The sequence below is a fragment of the Cellulosimicrobium marinum genome, assembly GCF_020551945.1.
GTDB classification, from domain to species: domain Bacteria; phylum Actinomycetota; class Actinomycetes; order Actinomycetales; family Cellulomonadaceae; genus Cellulosimicrobium; species Cellulosimicrobium marinum.
In genome coordinates this window covers 472,364-487,588 of the sequence record NZ_JAJBZH010000001.1, presented here as the reverse complement: position 1 = coordinate 487,588, position 15,225 = coordinate 472,364, and the positions used below count along the sequence as shown (strand labels likewise).

At 65.8% G+C, this 15,225-nt stretch carries 18 protein-coding genes; 1 reads left to right on the top strand and 17 read right to left on the bottom strand.

Annotated features, from left to right (window positions below; genetic code table 11):
• Positions 1 to 17 precede the first annotated feature (17 nt).
• Complete coding sequence (locus tag LGQ04_RS02185; RefSeq protein WP_229241837.1) at positions 18 to 257, top strand: hypothetical protein; 240 nt, start codon at positions 18 to 20, stop codon at positions 255 to 257.
• A 16-nt stretch (positions 258 to 273) separates the two neighbouring features.
• Here LGQ04_RS02185 and LGQ04_RS02180 read toward each other — a convergent pair whose 3' ends face one another.
• The 17 genes from LGQ04_RS02180 to LGQ04_RS02100 all read right to left on the bottom strand — a co-directional run bounded on the left by LGQ04_RS02180 (position 274) and on the right by LGQ04_RS02100 (position 15,215).
• Positions 274 to 555, bottom strand: coding sequence for a hypothetical protein (locus LGQ04_RS02180; RefSeq protein WP_229241836.1), 282 nt, complete (start codon positions 553 to 555; stop codon positions 274 to 276).
• A 50-nt stretch (positions 556 to 605) separates the two neighbouring features.
• A complete protein-coding gene (locus tag LGQ04_RS02175) occupies positions 606 to 1,172 on the bottom strand; it encodes a hypothetical protein (protein WP_229241835.1) in 567 nt (188 codons plus the stop codon).
• A 3-nt stretch (positions 1,173 to 1,175) separates the two neighbouring features.
• Entirely contained in the window at positions 1,176 to 1,973 is a 798-nt protein-coding gene (locus LGQ04_RS02170; protein WP_229241834.1) for a tail fiber domain-containing protein, read from the bottom strand.
• 2 nt (positions 1,974 to 1,975) lie between these two features.
• Positions 1,976 to 3,202, bottom strand: coding sequence for a hypothetical protein (locus LGQ04_RS02165; protein WP_229241833.1), 1,227 nt, complete (start codon positions 3,200 to 3,202; stop codon positions 1,976 to 1,978).
• Positions 3,199 to 3,561: a hypothetical protein gene (locus LGQ04_RS02160; RefSeq protein ID WP_229241832.1), complete on the bottom strand. Its 363-nt coding sequence runs from the start codon at positions 3,559 to 3,561 to the stop codon at positions 3,199 to 3,201. Before LGQ04_RS02160 ends, LGQ04_RS02165 begins: the two co-directional genes overlap by 4 nt.
• Complete coding sequence (locus LGQ04_RS02155; RefSeq protein WP_229241831.1) at positions 3,561 to 4,925, bottom strand: hypothetical protein; 1,365 nt, start codon at positions 4,923 to 4,925, stop codon at positions 3,561 to 3,563. The genes LGQ04_RS02160 and LGQ04_RS02155 overlap by 1 nt, the downstream gene beginning before the upstream one ends.
• 4 nt (positions 4,926 to 4,929) lie before the next feature.
• Positions 4,930 to 5,418, bottom strand: a complete 489-nt coding sequence (locus LGQ04_RS02150) for a hypothetical protein (RefSeq protein ID WP_229241830.1) — start codon at positions 5,416 to 5,418, stop codon at positions 4,930 to 4,932.
• 3 nt (positions 5,419 to 5,421) lie between these two features.
• Entirely contained in the window at positions 5,422 to 5,832 is a 411-nt protein-coding gene (locus LGQ04_RS02145; RefSeq protein ID WP_229241829.1) for a hypothetical protein, read from the bottom strand.
• 13 nt (positions 5,833 to 5,845) lie between these two features.
• Positions 5,846 to 6,226 (bottom strand): hypothetical protein, encoded by a 381-nt coding sequence (locus LGQ04_RS02140; RefSeq protein ID WP_229241828.1) that lies wholly within the window; start codon positions 6,224 to 6,226, stop codon positions 5,846 to 5,848.
• Positions 6,226 to 6,555 carry a hypothetical protein gene (locus LGQ04_RS02135; protein WP_229241827.1) on the bottom strand — a complete coding sequence of 110 codons (330 nt, stop codon included), beginning with the start codon at positions 6,553 to 6,555 and terminating at the stop codon, positions 6,226 to 6,228. The genes LGQ04_RS02140 and LGQ04_RS02135 overlap by 1 nt, the downstream gene beginning before the upstream one ends.
• Before the next feature lie 73 nt (positions 6,556 to 6,628).
• A complete protein-coding gene (locus LGQ04_RS02130; RefSeq protein WP_229241826.1) occupies positions 6,629 to 8,152 on the bottom strand; it encodes an HK97 family phage prohead protease in 1,524 nt (507 codons plus the stop codon).
• A 95-nt stretch (positions 8,153 to 8,247) separates the two neighbouring features.
• Positions 8,248 to 9,288 carry a phage portal protein gene (locus tag LGQ04_RS02125; RefSeq protein ID WP_229241825.1) on the bottom strand — a complete coding sequence of 347 codons (1,041 nt, stop codon included), beginning with the start codon at positions 9,286 to 9,288 and terminating at the stop codon, positions 8,248 to 8,250.
• A 16-nt stretch (positions 9,289 to 9,304) separates the two neighbouring features.
• Entirely contained in the window at positions 9,305 to 10,609 is a 1,305-nt protein-coding gene (locus tag LGQ04_RS02120) for a terminase large subunit domain-containing protein (RefSeq protein ID WP_229241824.1), read from the bottom strand.
• Positions 10,610 to 11,634: 1,025 nt separating this feature from the next.
• Complete coding sequence (locus tag LGQ04_RS02115; protein WP_229241822.1) at positions 11,635 to 11,940, bottom strand: hypothetical protein; 306 nt, start codon at positions 11,938 to 11,940, stop codon at positions 11,635 to 11,637.
• A 207-nt stretch (positions 11,941 to 12,147) separates the two neighbouring features.
• Positions 12,148 to 12,579, bottom strand: a complete 432-nt coding sequence (locus tag LGQ04_RS02110) for a hypothetical protein (protein ID WP_229241820.1) — start codon at positions 12,577 to 12,579, stop codon at positions 12,148 to 12,150.
• Between the two features lie 124 nt (positions 12,580 to 12,703).
• Positions 12,704 to 13,252 (bottom strand): hypothetical protein, encoded by a 549-nt coding sequence (locus LGQ04_RS02105; protein WP_229241818.1) that lies wholly within the window; start codon positions 13,250 to 13,252, stop codon positions 12,704 to 12,706.
• A 613-nt stretch (positions 13,253 to 13,865) separates the two neighbouring features.
• Positions 13,866 to 15,215: a recombinase family protein gene (locus tag LGQ04_RS02100; RefSeq protein WP_229241817.1), complete on the bottom strand. Its 1,350-nt coding sequence runs from the start codon at positions 15,213 to 15,215 to the stop codon at positions 13,866 to 13,868.
• Positions 15,216 to 15,225 lie beyond the last annotated feature (10 nt).

The window sequence follows — 15,225 nt, the reverse complement described above, 5'->3', positions numbered from 1 at the left end:
ACCGAGACGGAGTCCTGATGTCCCTGCCTGCCCCCACCGCGCCCGCTCCGGCGACCGACCTCGTGCTGCGCGACGTCCGTCCCTGGGGCGGCGACCGCGTCGACCTGCACGTCGCGGGCGGTCTGATCGCGGCGGTGACGCCGCACGACCCGGCCGTGCCCGCGCCGTCGGGCAGCACGGGGGCGGTGGTCGACGGGAACGGCCTGCTCGCACTGCCCGGGCTGGTCAACGCGCACGCCCACGTCGACAAGAGCTGAGCGTTCGCGCTACTGCCTAGCGACGACGGAAGGGCCTCCGGGACCGCGACTCCAGAGCCTCCAGACGGCGGTCCAGCTCGTCGTCCCGCTTCTCCGCGTAGTCCATGTGCTCACCCAGCGCGGCTTCGATCCGGTTAACGGCGTCCGCCAGCGAGTGCCCGGAGTTGGGCCGTACCTCGTGGGCGGCAATCTCGGCCTTCTGCTTGACCTCCCGCACGTCCCGCTTCGTGTCCCTGGTGTTGATCCACGCGAGGATGCCTGGCCACATGAGCAGCCCGAAGACGATGAACGCTCCCACGAGCGCACCGGGCCAGGTGAGGACTTGGGAGGCGTCCGGCAGTCCATTCATCACAGACGTCCCGCGAGGGAGATCCCAAGGAACGGGTACGTGGTGCCTCCGAGTACGTCGAGGTTGCCCCTGGAGGTCTGGTAGACCTCCAGGCGCACGATGTCTGACGCCGCGAGCGGGTAGGCCACGGTGACGGTCGCGCCGGAGCCTGCGGCACCGGATGCGGCACCCTCCTGCACTGCGATGGTGTCGGTGTTGTTGACGGTGAGCAGGACGCGGCGCATCCCCGTGCCGTTGGACGCCCACCGGACCACGCCCGTGATCGTGTACCACCCGGCCACGGGTGCCCGAAGCCCACCACCGGAGCCCGACACACCGCCTGCGTAGGCGAACGCGGACGGCAGGACGAGAACCGCCGTCGTGCCGCTCGGAATGGCCTGATTGGTGCCGTTGGTGCGCCGGATGCCCGCGACGGCACCGAACTTGCCTTCGGCTGTGTCCATGCGGGAGTCGAAGTCGCCCACCCTGTCCGACGTGGACGCGGCCAGGAGGTTGAGCAGGTCCGACGCCGTGGCTTCGGAGTCGCCCTCGGTGTACTGCCAGATGCCGTTCGTGTCGAGTGCCACGTCTCAGCCCTCCTCGGGGGTCGTCGGGGTCGGGCTCTCCAGCGCCTCCAGGCGCGTCGCAAGGGCCTTGATCTGTGCGTCCTGAGACTTGACGACCGACAGGAGCGAGACGGCCAGGAGGTCGTACCGGATGCCGTCGATCTGGTCGGCGTACCAGGTGACAACCTCCGGCATCCCGGCGTCGTGCACGTCCTCCGCGATGAGCCCGAACTCACGCACTCCTACGGGGTCGTTCTTGTGCTGGTAGGTCACAGGCTGGAGCGCGAGGACCACGGCGGGGTCGATGTCGTGAGGCTCAATCTCGGACTTATAGCGTCGTGAGGACGTGGCCCTGCCGATGTTGCGGTCCCCGTCCATCCACATTGCGTAGCGCGATGCCCCGGCCTCACGCCCGTAGGCGGCACTGGTCACCTTGTCGGCGTCCGACGACGGCACGGACGTCAGGAAGCGCCCATTGGCCCACGCCTGCACATCGTCCACACGGTCCTCGACGTACTGCCGGTTTGCGGCATGGCTCGCACTCGTCGGGTCGGCCACGGCGGTCTGCCCCACAGCGTTGCGCGTCATGATCGTGTAACCGTCCGCGCTGGACGACAGGGTGGGCTTGTCCACCATCGTGTCCCAGTCCGAGGGGTACGTGGTGGGCTTGCCGGTGATCTTGGACCAGGCGTGCGTCCCGTTTGTCTCGTGGTCCGCGAGGTAGTCGCGAGTCTTGTTGATCTCGTCGTACCCCTGCCGCGCGTCGGCGGTGCCCGGGACGACATCCATCCCCGCTGCGGCTGCGGCGTCTCCGTTCGCCATCGTCAGTCCTCCACTTCCATGTGCCAGTCGAGTTCGTCCCAGGACATCCCCATCGGGATGGCGTCCCACGCCCACCCGGGGGGCATGAGCGCCCACGCCATCGGAGGCGTGTCCGTTAGGTCGCGCGAGCGGACCTGCATCTCGTCGGTGTCGAGCGACCACGTGACGCGGGTGATAAGTCCGGTCTGGATCGGGGTGTCCGCCAGGTTCACGGTTAGCGCCTGCCCCGGGGTCGCTTCGGGGTTCGCGACCGCCGACACGGCCTCCACTCGTCCACGCCCACGAGCGCGGTTGAGGATCGCCTGAGCGGCACCAGGGCCGGGGTAGCGCCGCTCATGCTCCACCGTGTAGACGCGAGTAGGCACGCCCACCTGCGCGGTGTCGTAGCGCACCTGTTCCTGCCCGGATGAGTCGGTCCAGCGATACCGGATCACTACGGCGTCGAACCACCCCGTGTCTCGGCTGAGCTGGTCCTCTAGAAGAGTTGCCGTCGCTCCGGAGAACGCAAGCGCGCCCTGAGTGGGAGACAGCGGCGACGTGAGGTGCCACCGTCGCGTCTCGTCGCAGTACAGGCGCATCCCAGCCGTGTCGATCAGTGGCTTCACGTAGTCCCACGCGCTGCGCCCTGGCTCCCATCCCGTCGAGTCCGCCTCAAGGGGAACGTCCGGCCCGTCGATGACCACCGTTGCGCCGATGGAAGCCAGCGCCAATGTGGCCACGCCCTGAACCGTGTTCGTCGGAGGCAGAGCCGCACTCGTGGCCACCAGAGCGAAGTCCTGAAGCAGAGCCTCATCCGAAGCCAGATCAACGTTCACGGTGCCGCGCTCATAGTTCACGACGCGAGAGCGAACGCCCAGGTTCAGACGCCGTACCCGCGAGGGACGCGCTCCGGAAGCGTTGAACGGCAGCGAGTGGCTACCCGTCCAGTTGGCAAGGGGACCGCCGTCGAGGTCTGCGGTCCACCCCGCAACCGACGAACCGACCAGATCCGTCAGGTGCTGGGGCGTGAAGGAAGTCCCGAACTGCTGAGCGAGCGTGAGCCGCACCCTTGCACCTACTCGGGGGTCAAGCGCGTTGAGCACGTCAGGATCGTTCGGCAGCGGGATGGTCAACGAAGCTTGCGCATACGGGGACCACGACTCATCGAGAGTGACGCTGCCGCCAACAGGCGACACACGATGTCCAGCGCCGACGACTTCGACCGAGTACGCAAGATGGGAGCGCGTCACGGAGACACCTCCGCGTAGTCCACGGTCACAGTCCACTTGTCGTTCTCGGCGTCGTAAGACGACCCGACCCGTCCCGAAGCAACGTAGGTCATGTTTGCCAGCGGGTCGTCGTCGCTCTCCAGCGTCAACGGCAACGCCGCCGTGTGGACCGCTTCCATGAACGCCGCCTGATCCCGGCTGGTGCAGAACAGGGCCAGGGTTCCCCGGCGAAGCCCGGTGTGGCGAAGCGTCACGTCAGGTTCTGAGCGATCAAGCACGGCGTGGACCATGGTCCGCGCCTCACGCTCATAGGCGTAGTTCAGCACAAGCTCAGGAGAGGCCGCAGTCTCCGTGCCAGGAACGCTGATCGTGGTAGTCATCAGATCGCCGCCTGTCCAAGTCGGGCCTGGACGACGATGGCGGGCACGTGCAGCCCGTTGACCGTGTTGTACACCGCGCGCTGCCAGGATGCCTGGTCGAACGAGGGGCGCACGGCCACCGTCGCCTCCCCGCCCTCGATGTTGTCGATCTGCTGCTGGGTCAGCTTCGCCGTGCCGTCGTCGGTGACCTCGATGACCTTCCCACCCGGCAGCGCCCGCATGGCGACCGTCACGCCGTCGATCTCGACCTCGAAGTCCTTCGCCTTGCCCGTGGAGTCCGCGAGGGCCTGCGCCTGGTCCGCGATGCGCCGGTTCGCGATGGCGTCCACCTCCGCCTTCGCGGAGGCCGCATCGGTCGCGGCGTTGAGCGCGTCCGTGTTGGTCTCGTAGGAGGACGTCACGTTCGCGATGGCGTCCCCCAGCCCGCGCGACTTCTCGCGCCACTCGTCGGCGGCGGCGGCGGTTGCTTCTGTCGCCAGCCCGTTGTCCTGGATCTGCTGCGCCTCGCGGTCCCACACCGCCACGGCCTCCTCGGTCGCGGCGGTGTGCGCCTGCGTCACCTCCGTGAGCGCCCGCTGGTCCCCCGCCATCGCCCGGAGCACCACGCCACGCTCCACCCCGAGGGAGTTGGCGACGCGAGTAGCGTCGGCCATCTTCTGCGTGTCCTCCGCGAACTCCCCCGCCACGGAGGTGATCGCGAGTTCGCGGCCCATCTCTGCGCCCGCCGTCGCGATGTTCTGGAAGGCGTCGGTGAACGTGGACTGGAACTCCTCCGCGCGCTGCTGCGCGCCCTCGATGAGCGGACCGGCGAACATCTGGGTGACCGACGCTGCCGCGAGCCCTGCGGCCACGCCGACCGGGCCACCGACCGCACCCACAGACACCATCGTGTCCGTGATGCCGTCCACGATGGTCTCCATGTCCTCGGAGTCGAAGCCATCCTTGAGCCCGCGAGCGATCTCCGCGCCCGACTCGGCGGCGTTGGACAGGATCTCCGCCTTGACCTCCGCCCCGAACACGTCATCGGCGGTGATCGCGTTGTCCTCGACGGACTGCGAGATGTCGCGCGCGGCGTCGTCCACGGCGTCCGCCGTCGTGCGGGCCGTGTCGTCCACGTCGCGAAGGGCCTTCTGCACCTTCTCGATCTCGGTGGGGCCGTCGCGCCCGATGCGGCGGGCCGCGTCGAGCAGGTCGTCCCGCGCGCCCGCCTCGCGGAGCGCGTCCTCGACCTTCTGGGAGGCACCCTCCCAGTCGCCCGCCATCCCGTCCGCCTCGCGCTTGATCTCGCGGCGCAGCGCGGAGAACTCCTGCCGGGTGGCCCTCGTGTCGGTGTCTACGACGATGCCAAGCTTGATGTCTGCCACGGGGTCACTTCCCTTCCAAGAGTTCGTGGAGAGTGCGGACGACGGTCTGCCCGTACGCACTCATCAGGCGCTTCACCGCTTCCTTGCCGTACCGGTAGACCACTCGCCCCTTGGCGTTTCGGGCCGGAAGCTGTGCCTGCGTGTTGCGCGTCACCCGGTGCGTCCCACCCCGACGGGAGCGCCGGGAGTAGGTCTGCTTGGTGTGGTTGCTGTCTCCGAACTCAACCGCGTAGGCCGGAACCCGGATGGTCGGTGCCGTGGCACCACTGAGGGTGGTACTGCGTGCCGATGACCGAACCCGAGTACCCGCAAGGGCTGCACGGTCCATCGGTGACTGCGCGTACTTCATCACCGTTGAGTTCGTCCACACGCGGCCAGCGATGGAGGGCACGTGAGCGCTCAGAGCCGCACGAATGCGAGCGTCCGCACCCTCCATCTTGGCTGCGCGCTGGTAGAGCTGATCCCAGTCACGAAGCCGCAGCTTCGACGGCATCGCTCACTCAGCCGGGACCAGAACGGGCTTCGCAGAGCAGGGCAGCGTCACCGACGCGGTAGCCACGGCGTTCACCGCACCACCGATAGCGCCGGGAACAATGGTGACCTCCACCGTGAAGGACGGCCCGCTACCCGACTGAGGCTTGAAGGTCATTTCGATCTTCTCGCCCTCGTTCGCGAACAGGTACTGAGACAGGCTGTTGGCCGTCTCCCAGTCCTGCGCGTACTCGATGGTCACGACCCACGTTGCGATGGACGCACCCGTGTAGCTGTTCTTGCCCAGACCGTTCCACGTAACAGTGGAGCTGGTCGGGGTGAGAGTCACGGACGACACGTTCTTGGCGTAGTCGTCAGTGGGGATGAGAAGCGACACGTCCGTCAGGACGATAGGAGCGACCTCGATGGTTGCCATTGGTTCTGTCCTTTCAGGACGTAGTGGGCTTGATGTTGGAGACGACTTCCGCCTGGACCATGAAGACGGGCACCTTCTCGTTCAGCACCTGGTAGGTAGCCGAGACGAAGACGGCGTTGTGTACGCCGTGAAGGGCAACGATCACTTCGTCCAGGGCCACGTCCAGGGCGTCCAGCGCCTTCGGGCCAACCTGGTTGGAGGTAGCGACATAGAGCGTCACCCGGTTATCCAGGTAGCCGGAGCCAGGAGCGTCCGGGGACGGGACGACGGAAGAGCGGAAGAACATCACCGTCTTACGGGACGGCGTGAACTCCTGGTCGTACGGCATGAGCAGCCACGAGGTACCGAGAGACGCGCGTAGCTGGTCCATGAGCCACAGCCGGACGTTGGCCATCAGAGCACCACCGGGACTGTCTTGGGCCGCAGAAGGTTCTTCACGGTCCAGTCCATCGGGAACACCGTTACCGGGAACTCAGCCCCAATCTGGTTGTTGCCCCCGGCGATGCTGGAGCGGTGCAGTGCGCGCGCCTGCAACACCTGCGCGAGCTTGAAGCGCTGCTGGTCGGTGCCCTCGGGGATGACCTCGAAGCCCACGAAGGCTGCGCACTGCGCGAAGGAAGTTGCGAGAAGCGTGGTGAGCGTCGCCTGATCGAGCGGTGCATCGGACCACAGGGTGGCGACAAGTGCTTGGTCCTCCGGGTCGTTCAGGTTGAGCCAGCTCACGACTTCGTCTCCCTTCGCAGTGTGTGGTGGACCGCTGCCCCTCCGGGCGGAATCGCAGAGGGGCAGCGGAAGGTCACGCGCCCTCAGCCACCAGAGCGAAGGCGTCCGCGCTACCGGTGTTGACCGCGTGGTAGGAGAAGACGCCCGTCTCGACGCCACCCGTCGCGATGTTCACCGTGTCCACGCGAACGGTCTTCTCGCCGTACCACTGGTGCGCCTCAGAGGCACCCACCAGCACCTTCCCGGCAAGCGCCGGGTCAGCCGAAGGAACGATCTTGAAGTTGTTCAGCGCGCCCTCAGAGGGGTCCAGGCCCACAGCCACCGACAGGTACGCAACGGCGTCCTGGTGGCGGGTAAGCGCCAGCTCCCGGTAGAGGTCCACACCGACGATGGCGAAGTCCGGAGTAGCAATGTCCTGAATCGCCAGGACGCCATCGACGGTGTAGGCCAGCGCGATGGGAACGCCGGTCGGGACCGTGCCACCCTCAACCTCCGTGTAGTTCGCAGAGGTCAGCATGTGCGCGAGGGCAGACGCGTCCTGCTTACGGCTCAGGTCGTTCGCGGCCTCTCGGTAGTACCCGGCCCAGAACTCCGGCGTGGAGAAGTCCACGAAGGCACGATCCACAGCGTTAGCACCCGCCAGACGCTGCGCATTGATCGTGACGGCCTCCGTCTTGACCTCAGTCGAGTTCGGCTCAGCCGGGAAGCCCGAGTAGCTAGCGACGGTCGGAGTCGCGGGCGGCTGAGGCGGCGTGCCGGTGCGAGCGGCGAACTTCCAGCCAGTGATCTTCAGGCCGGTGAGCGCCTGCCGGTTGAACAGCGGGACGAACTTCTGGCGGTGCGTACGGCTGTTCCAGATTTCCCCGGCCCACTGCGGCTGCTGAGCGGAGATGGCGTCCGCCTGGACCGTCTGGTCCAGCGCAGCGAGCATCTGCCGGTCACCCGTCGCGTGCGCGTTCGCGAGCGCGGCGAACAGCTCGTTGGCGCTCTTGTCGCGGTTCTCGTTGACCTTGACCGCCGTCGCACGAAGGCCCACGGGAGCGGACGCCTGCGTGGCGACGATCTGGTTGTCCTCGGCCACGGTGGCCTCCTCTTCTGTGTTGTCCTCGTCCGTTGCGAGGGCGTCTGTGGTGTCGTCGTCGGTGTCCTCGGGAAGCTCCCCGGCGTCCTCAGCCACGAGCTGAGCGGAGGGGAAGGCCGGGCGGACGACGGCCCCGGCACCCGTGAGCAGGCCAGCCACGAGACGGCCAGCGCGAATGACGGGGTTGTCCAGCTCCACCGAGACGGCGGGACGAAGGCCGTCCGCAGCCTCAGCCAGCAGGTCGTTGCCTGCCGTGGTGGCGGCAACCTTGAAGGTCGCGGTGAGACCGGCAGCGTCCTCGTCGATGTGGACTGCACGGCCCACCGGACGCTTGAAGTCGTGTTCGAGGTTGAGCGTCACGTCCCCGGCGTTCTCAGGGATGGTCACACTGCCCTTGCTGGCGGTGATCTTCCCCAGGTTCGTCCGGCCTTCCTCGCCGTACGGCAGAAGGCGGTACGTCAGCGTTCGCTCGTCCGCATTCGCGGTAAGCAGCGTTCCGTATGCCTGCATGGTCACGCGCCCCTCTCACGGAGAATCTGGGCCACCGTCTTGGCCTTCTTAGGCTTCGGCCTCTGCTGCGGCTTGGGCTTGGGCTTCTCGTTGGTCATTCCTCAGTCCTCCATGTCAGGTCCGGTGGTGGCCTGCGGAACGGCCAGAAGGTTGGACATGTCGAATGCCACCCGCTGGCCGCGAGGGACCACGTTGTCCATCGAGAGCTGCGCCTCAATCGGCATGGCCCACATGTTCGTCAGTGCGTCGATGAAGTCGTTGCGGCCCGTCTCCGTGGTCTTGTACGTGAGCGACGACTGAACCTGTGAGGCGTCGAGCATCGTTGCGGGGATGCCCGTCATTCGGGCCACATCCAGAGCGATGGCGTTTCGACCCTGGATGAACAGGTCAGTAACGGCGTCGCCGTGAATCCGGAGCTCGATTTCAGCCGGGGTGATGACGACCGCACCGTCCGGGTTCTTGCGTGCCTGGACGTACTCGTCCCGCAGCGTCGCCTTCTCTTCCTTGCTCAACTCGATGTTCGAGTCCGTGATGTGCAGCTCCACCACCGGGATGGGGTTACGCACACGAGCTGCCCAGGTCTGCTCAAGGTTGCGCGCGGCACGGATGGCCGAAGGCGCAGCGGCCAGAATCCCTTCGAACGGCCCCGGAATCAGGATGACTTCGCCGGAATCGACGGGGTTTCCATCGACCTCCACCCGCCCAACCTCATCGAAGCTCCAGCGGTCTGGAGAGACCCGCACTGCGTCGGTGATCTGGTCATCAGCTCCGCGCTGAACGGCCCACAGGCACCAGCCGTAGAAGAACAGATCATCGAGCGTGTAGGCCATGCGCATTTGCGGAGGCGTGTCACTGTTGGTGCGGTACAGCCACGCGGGCTGAGTGCTCAGCTCCGCCTCACCACGGAACACCCGCAGAGGCTGACGGGCCAGCGTCGTGGTGATGAGGTGCCGCGCCTTTGCGATGGCCGGGACACTCATTGCCTCTGCGCGAGACGGGGGAAGGTCCGGCGCACCGAGAACGTCAGCGATGACGAGATTTGGCGAGAGCGTCGAAGGGGTCCAGGGACTCTGAACAGATGCGCCGCTGATGCCGGGCATCTGAAGGCCGTGATTCGGCCGGAAGAGGTCGAGGAATCCCACACCCTTCTATATGCACTCAGCCGACGATGCTGATTCCGCCCGTCCGCCTGTTCATGGCGTCATAGGTGCGAAGAGCCACGGAGGCAGCGACAAGGGGCGCAACGTCGTTTGTGCTCAGCTTTCGAGCGAACAGGCGGGAGTGCCCCGACTCACGCCACGCCGCACCTTCCACTGCGTTGTTGAGCGCCGGTTGGTCAAGGTGCCGAACGCGCGCTTCCCGTACGTCGTTGGCGATGAGGGCAGCAGCAGCCGCCATGTCCTTCATGGAGTGCGTCACGATCTGAGGGCTAGGCCGAAGCCGCGCGATCTGCTCCCCCACGATCTGGTTGTCCCCGATGGAGTCGTACGCGACGGGAGCGCGGTAGGTACGCGCGACACGTCCAGCCTCACCAGGGAGCCAGGAGAAGCCGTCGCGGTACGCCACGACCTCCAGGAAGGCCGTACCGTCCTCGTCGCGCCATGCGGCCACCAGGGCAGCGCTGGTGCCTCCTGGGGCCACGTCGAAGCCCAGGGCCATGCGCTCCGGCCTCTCCGCGAAGTCGGTAGCTCCCTCTGCCCACTTCTCGACGTTGAGCGCTGAGGTCTGCGCGTCGAACGGGAAGCGGCACAGATACTCGCGCTCGAACTGTGGAAGCGTCATCTTCGCGAAGCGCTGTTCCAGCCGTGCCAGCGTGGTGAGCGTCCCGATACCCGGGTGAACGCGCCGCCAGACCTCACGGTCCAGGGAGTCTTCGTCGTCGCGGATGGAGTAGTCCACGACGCCCGTTCCAGGCTTGCCGCTGCGCCCTGACTCCAGCGTCTCCCAGAGCAGACCAGCGCGGACCTTCGAAGGCGTCCCGGCGATGATGGCTTGCCCGTTGGGACGGGTGTCGAGCAGCGGGAGCGCGCCACTCATCAGGTCTTCGGACTTGGCTGGGTCGTACTCGCCGGCCTCATCGAACAGCAGCGCATCCGCAGCTTCACCACGGAAGGCACCAGCGGAGGGAGCAACGACCCACAGCCGGGAGCCGTTGGCGAACTCGAAGCTCTCATCTCCGTTGGCCCAACGGATGCGGTGCCCCTGGCCCTCGAAGCCCGTAGCCTCCAGCGTGCGCGCGACCTCACGGAAGCGCTGGCGCGCGCGGGTGCCGTCCTGTGCCGTGGTGACGACCTTGTACCCGGGGATCATCAGGCACCGGCCCAGGAGCACGGCCCAGATGCTGGTCGTCTTGGTGCTACGACGCGGCATGAGAATGCCCGTCTCGGGGTACAGCGGGAATCCGTCTGCGTCCTTAGCCTCCAGGACGCGCGCAACGTTCAGACCCTGCTCGAACAGGTCCATCCCCAGGAGCTTCGCCCCAGCGTGGGCCGTGGTCAGGTCCACGTCGTCTGGAATCGCGCTCAGAGCCGTTGGAACCGCCATGCCTAGATATATGCCCTGGCGGTCCCCGTTCGGCCCTCACAGGCGCATCCAATCCCCACACAGAGGACAGAGAGATTGTCAGGGGCAAGCAAGCGGAGGCTATCGAGCTCGTCTCAAAACTCAGGCGACGATGTGCGCTTCACGATCACGTCGAACGTGTCGCTGCCATCGGTGGATCAGTTCGTCTTCGCTGACTCCGATGAACCGGTTGTCACATGAGCACACCAGCACGGTGGACCACTCGGTCACATCGAGGGTGAAGCTCTCGTCCCTGTCACTCGTACGGGTAGGTGATCCGTACCTACGCCACCGGGAGTAGTGGGTGCCACACCATCCCCTACCTACCTGGGGTTTGTTGCACCCGGGCAATGTGCATGGTTGTGCGTTGTGCTCCACGTACCACTTGCGATAGCAGGTGCTGCACATCCCCCGGCGAGACTTGGTGCCAACTCCCCTTCCGCACTGGCACGTGTGATCGGAGCAGTACCCGTTCGTGCCCGCGTACCTCTTGCACGTACGACGCTCACACCGTGATGTGCCGACAGTCGCTAGCGCATCCCCGTTCTTGTCCCATCGTTGGTAGTGCTTCCCGCACATTCCCCGCGCTACGTGCTTACCTGTGCACCCGCCGATAGAACGCACGTTCGACATGCGTTGAGCTTAGCTCTCACCACGGTCTGAGTCGCTGATCCTGCTGTTGTATCCGCGTCATTGTCGCTGCCCGTCTTGCCGCCGTCATGCGTCCCCCGCTTCTGTCGCTGCACGCACGGTGAGACACCCACTGATTGGACGGGTCGGTGAGTGATCCGCCCATGCTTCTCGGGACGATGTGCTCAACCACCCACGCCTGATCGGGAAGCACGGGATAAGGGCACAGGAAGCACGGGAGCGGGAGTCTGGGCTTCCACTTGGCACGTGCGTTCGTGACGGTCCTCCCGGCCCACTCAGAACTCATTGCCCTGCTCCCTCAGCTCGTCCAGGCTTCGGGCGTTCTTGATGGCCCACGCGGTGCCTCCTGGCTTGCCCCGGCCTACGTGCCGTTGCAGCTCGTTCCTGGCCGCTGAACGGGCGTGTACGTCCCTCCAGGCGTTCCAGGCTCCCTTATCCGGGTTGAACGTCTGTGAGGCCCGCCAGATGGCTTCTACGGCTGCGCTCTCCAGCTCGTCCCTCAAGTCGTACCGACGCCCGTTCCTCGCCACCTGATCTGCGACGACCACGGCCCTTTCGAGGTCTTCCTTCGACAGCTCCATCAGGACGCCTCCCCCACGATGCGGGGCGTGATCCGTGATGCCACCCGCAGCAGCTCGTGGGTCCAGCAGTAGCGGGCGTGAGCGTGAGCGATGAACTCGTTGCAGCCGTCTGCACGGCACTGAGCCGCCGTCTTCATCGGATCACCGCCAGCAGCAGCGCAGCCACGACCGCAGAGCCCCAGACAGTGAGCAGAGCCTTCAGAGGGGTCATCGTGCAGCCCTCCGCTGTGCGTCCTTGGCGTGGTGGCAGGCGATGCACAGCGGCTCCCAGAACCGGAAGTCCGTAGACGCCGTGAAGCGGTACCCACCGGGGGTGAGCAGTTCGTCGGGGTCGTTGCCCTTGTAGCTCCAGGTCTGAGCCTGCGAACCGCACTCGCAGAACCACTCGGAAGAGCTGCCCCAGCGCTTCGCCACGGCCCTGTGAACTCCGGGGTAGCTGGGTGCTGCGGTGCGCGGGTGAACGCTCCTGTCACCGCACGTCTTCGTGTTGCCGGACAGGAGGTTCTGGCTGGCGACGATGACCGTCCGCTTGCACGTGAAGCACCAGCACTTCCAGTGGGCGTGCCTGTTCCTGGCGTCTGCCCTACCGATCACCCACAGGGTGCCGAACTTCCGCTTGATGAGGTCTCGTGTTGCCATGTCGTCCGCCTTCAGATGGTGTGCGTTCGCTTACACACTCACCATGCGGAGAACGTCAACACCCTAAATCGGACATGCGAAAGGCCCCGACCGAAGCCAGGGCCTTCCTTGGATGGTTGATGCTCTAGAAGCCGCTCATGACGAACTCGCCCCAGGCGCTGGCTTCGACGTAGCAGCCCTCGGCCATGAGGTCACCATTGGCCCCAATGTCCTCCTGGAGCTGTGCGTATTCCTCGTTCGTGGTGAAGGGAGTTCCGTCCGCGTGCCCGTACTGGTTGGTCTCGGGGTTCACGGCGTACTTGCTCGTCCACTCCGCCTTCAGCTCTTCCAGCCACGCGGCACAGTCCACCGACTCTTCGACAGGCTCCGGGGTAGCCACGGTCTCGGGTTCGTTGTCGGCCCTGTAGCCCTCCATCGTGATGTCCACCAGGAGGTCCGATGCGTCGCTCCGCTCGATGGGGCAGCGGTCGTCCATCTCTTCCAGCATGGCGTCCCAGTCGTCGCTGCCCTCGGGACGAACGGTGTTCATCTGGTACTCGGCTGACGCTGCCCACTCGTCGTAGAGGTCCGTGCACGGTACGTCTGCGTACTCGCTTGGGGTGGAGCATCCGGACAGCGTGAGTGCCAGCACAGCAGCTCCAGCGAGGACCAGAGGCTTCAGGGTGTTCTTCACGCTGGCATCCTTCCATGCGGTTCCGGGAGCGTCGAGTTCTTGATGTTGAAGTGATATGTTGTAGCCACAACCGAATGAGTGTTCGCTAGGGAAGAGGGCTACCAGATGGTGGTCCTCTTCCCGTATCTAGTGTTCTTACGCTCTTCCCTCACTCGGGTAAGCACAGGTCGCCCTAGCCGTTCTTATCCGGCCTCCAGCAACCTGGCTAAGACTCATCGGTCTAAGCCCCAGGGTCTCGCACCCTAGAACCACCTGACTTGGTATCGCGTGTTCCCGGTCTTGCTGGGCCACTGTCCGAATCGCTGAACAGGTGCGGTCGAGCCGACATTCTCTGCCGGACCTAGCGCGGGCACTTTCCTCTGTCTCGCGTCTGTGACTCGGCGCGTTCCTCACCCGTTGTCTCTCGGGATCGTCCAGCGCTCTGCTCCCACGGCGCTCCTGGATGGGAGCGGGACAGAGGCTCCACCACAACGTGGTGCCGTCTTGTTAGTTGAGCAGTGCTGCCGTGACCGATGCCAGAAGGCCGGTGGTCCGACAAGTGTTCGCTTCGCTGGACTGATACTCACACGGGGTCCGGGCATCCTCCAGCCACACCACGCCATCCCTCCTAGGTTTAACCCGTCGTGTTGTCAGCGAGGGTGACGCTCACGGAGTCCTCGTCCCTCTTGGCCCCACGGGGCACGGGCTGAACCACGACCTCGAAGTACGCCAGAGCTGCACGCTTCGCGTCTGCGTCCTCACCCCGGAAGTTGGCCATGATCTGGGAGACGGGGACACCAAACCTGCGTGGTGCCTCTGCGGCTCCCAGAGCCTCCTGGACCGCCTCAAGCTTGGTGTTGAGGGCCTGAGTAGCAGTCGTGAGCTGAGAGAGCGTCACGTGGCCCTCTGCGAAGGCCGTAGCCAGGTCGTCCAGACGCTGGCGAAGGGTCTTGGCCTCCTGCTCCAGTCCCGACGTGTCCACGGCCTCACGCTCCGGCTCCAGGAAGCTCGCATCCGTGGACATGTAGAGCCGCATGGCTTTGCCCAGAACGATCCGCTCCAGAGCTTCGGCACGAACCGTCAGGTGGGACGTGGGGCACCGATAGCCCTTGTACCGGTTCGGGGACGTGCCGGTGGAGCAGGCCACCATCGTTCGCCCGCACTTGCCGCACTTGACCAGACCCGTGAGCAGGTTCCGCCGTGGCGACCCGCCCTTGCCGCGCGACTCATCCTTGAGCACGGCCACGGCTGCGTAGTAGGTGCCCTCGTCCACGATGGGCTCCCACGCTCCCTTGCCGACGACCTCTTGCCGGTACTCCCGCAGCCCTGCGTTACGGGCGGACAGCAGGAAGCTTCGGACGCGCACACCACGCCAGAGCTTGCCGCCCAGCTCTCCGTTGCCAGAGGTCAACAGACCGGCGTCGTTGAAGTCCCGCGCGATGGACGCAAGGGTCTTGCCCGCCAGGACAGCCTGGTACGCCTCCCGGACTGCCTGAGCTTCGTCCTCGCGGTGCGTGCCGTCCTTCTCGAAGCCGAACGGACGGTGTGCCCAGAAGTGCTTCCCGGAGGCTGCACGCTGGCGCAGAGCGGCCTTCTGGCGCTCCGCCTTCTGCTCACCCTCGTACGTGCTCCAGGCCGTCACTGTGCGGGCCACAGCGCGCCCCGTAGGCGTCGCCAGGTCCAGAGAGCCAGCCGTGACCGTGTGGACCGTCAGACGGGCGTCTAGCACCCTCTCCAGGTCTCTGGTCACTCGCAGCAGTCGGTCCTGGTGCCAGACGACTACGGGACGACCGTCCTTGATGACGGCTTCGAACCCGGGTCGGGTCTTGCCCTTCGTCGCGGACACGTCGTTGTCCGTGTAGACCTCCGCAACGGTCCACTCGCGATCTTGCGCGAAGCGTCGGCACTCGTCCTCCTGACGGGTCACCGCCAGCTCGTCGCCAGCTCGGTCCATCGACTGCCTGGTGTAGATCACAACGTCCATGCAGCAGACA

Bases quoted from the DNA above. Each gene is read 5' to 3' on its own strand.
- LGQ04_RS02140 (WP_229241828.1), bottom strand. From the start codon at position 6,226: ATGGCCAACGTCCGGCTGTGGCTCATGGACCAGCTACGCGCGTCTCTC.
- LGQ04_RS02185 (WP_229241837.1), top strand. From the start codon at position 18: ATGTCCCTGCCTGCCCCCACCGCGCCCGCTCCGGCGACCGACCTCGTG.
- LGQ04_RS02110 (WP_229241820.1), bottom strand. From the start codon at position 12,579: ATGGCAACACGAGACCTCATCAAGCGGAAGTTCGGCACCCTGTGGGTG.
- LGQ04_RS02170 (WP_229241834.1), bottom strand. From the start codon at position 1,973: ATGGCGAACGGAGACGCCGCAGCCGCAGCGGGGATGGATGTCGTCCCG.
- LGQ04_RS02145 (WP_229241829.1), bottom strand. From the start codon at position 5,832: ATGGCAACCATCGAGGTCGCTCCTATCGTCCTGACGGACGTGTCGCTT.
- LGQ04_RS02160 (WP_229241832.1), bottom strand. From the start codon at position 3,561: ATGACTACCACGATCAGCGTTCCTGGCACGGAGACTGCGGCCTCTCCT.
- LGQ04_RS02150 (WP_229241830.1), bottom strand. From the start codon at position 5,418: ATGCCGTCGAAGCTGCGGCTTCGTGACTGGGATCAGCTCTACCAGCGC.
- LGQ04_RS02115 (WP_229241822.1), bottom strand. From the start codon at position 11,940: ATGGAGCTGTCGAAGGAAGACCTCGAAAGGGCCGTGGTCGTCGCAGAT.
- LGQ04_RS02120 (WP_229241824.1), bottom strand. From the start codon at position 10,609: ATGGACCTGTTCGAGCAGGGTCTGAACGTTGCGCGCGTCCTGGAGGCT.
- LGQ04_RS02100 (WP_229241817.1), bottom strand. From the start codon at position 15,215: ATGGACGTTGTGATCTACACCAGGCAGTCGATGGACCGAGCTGGCGAC.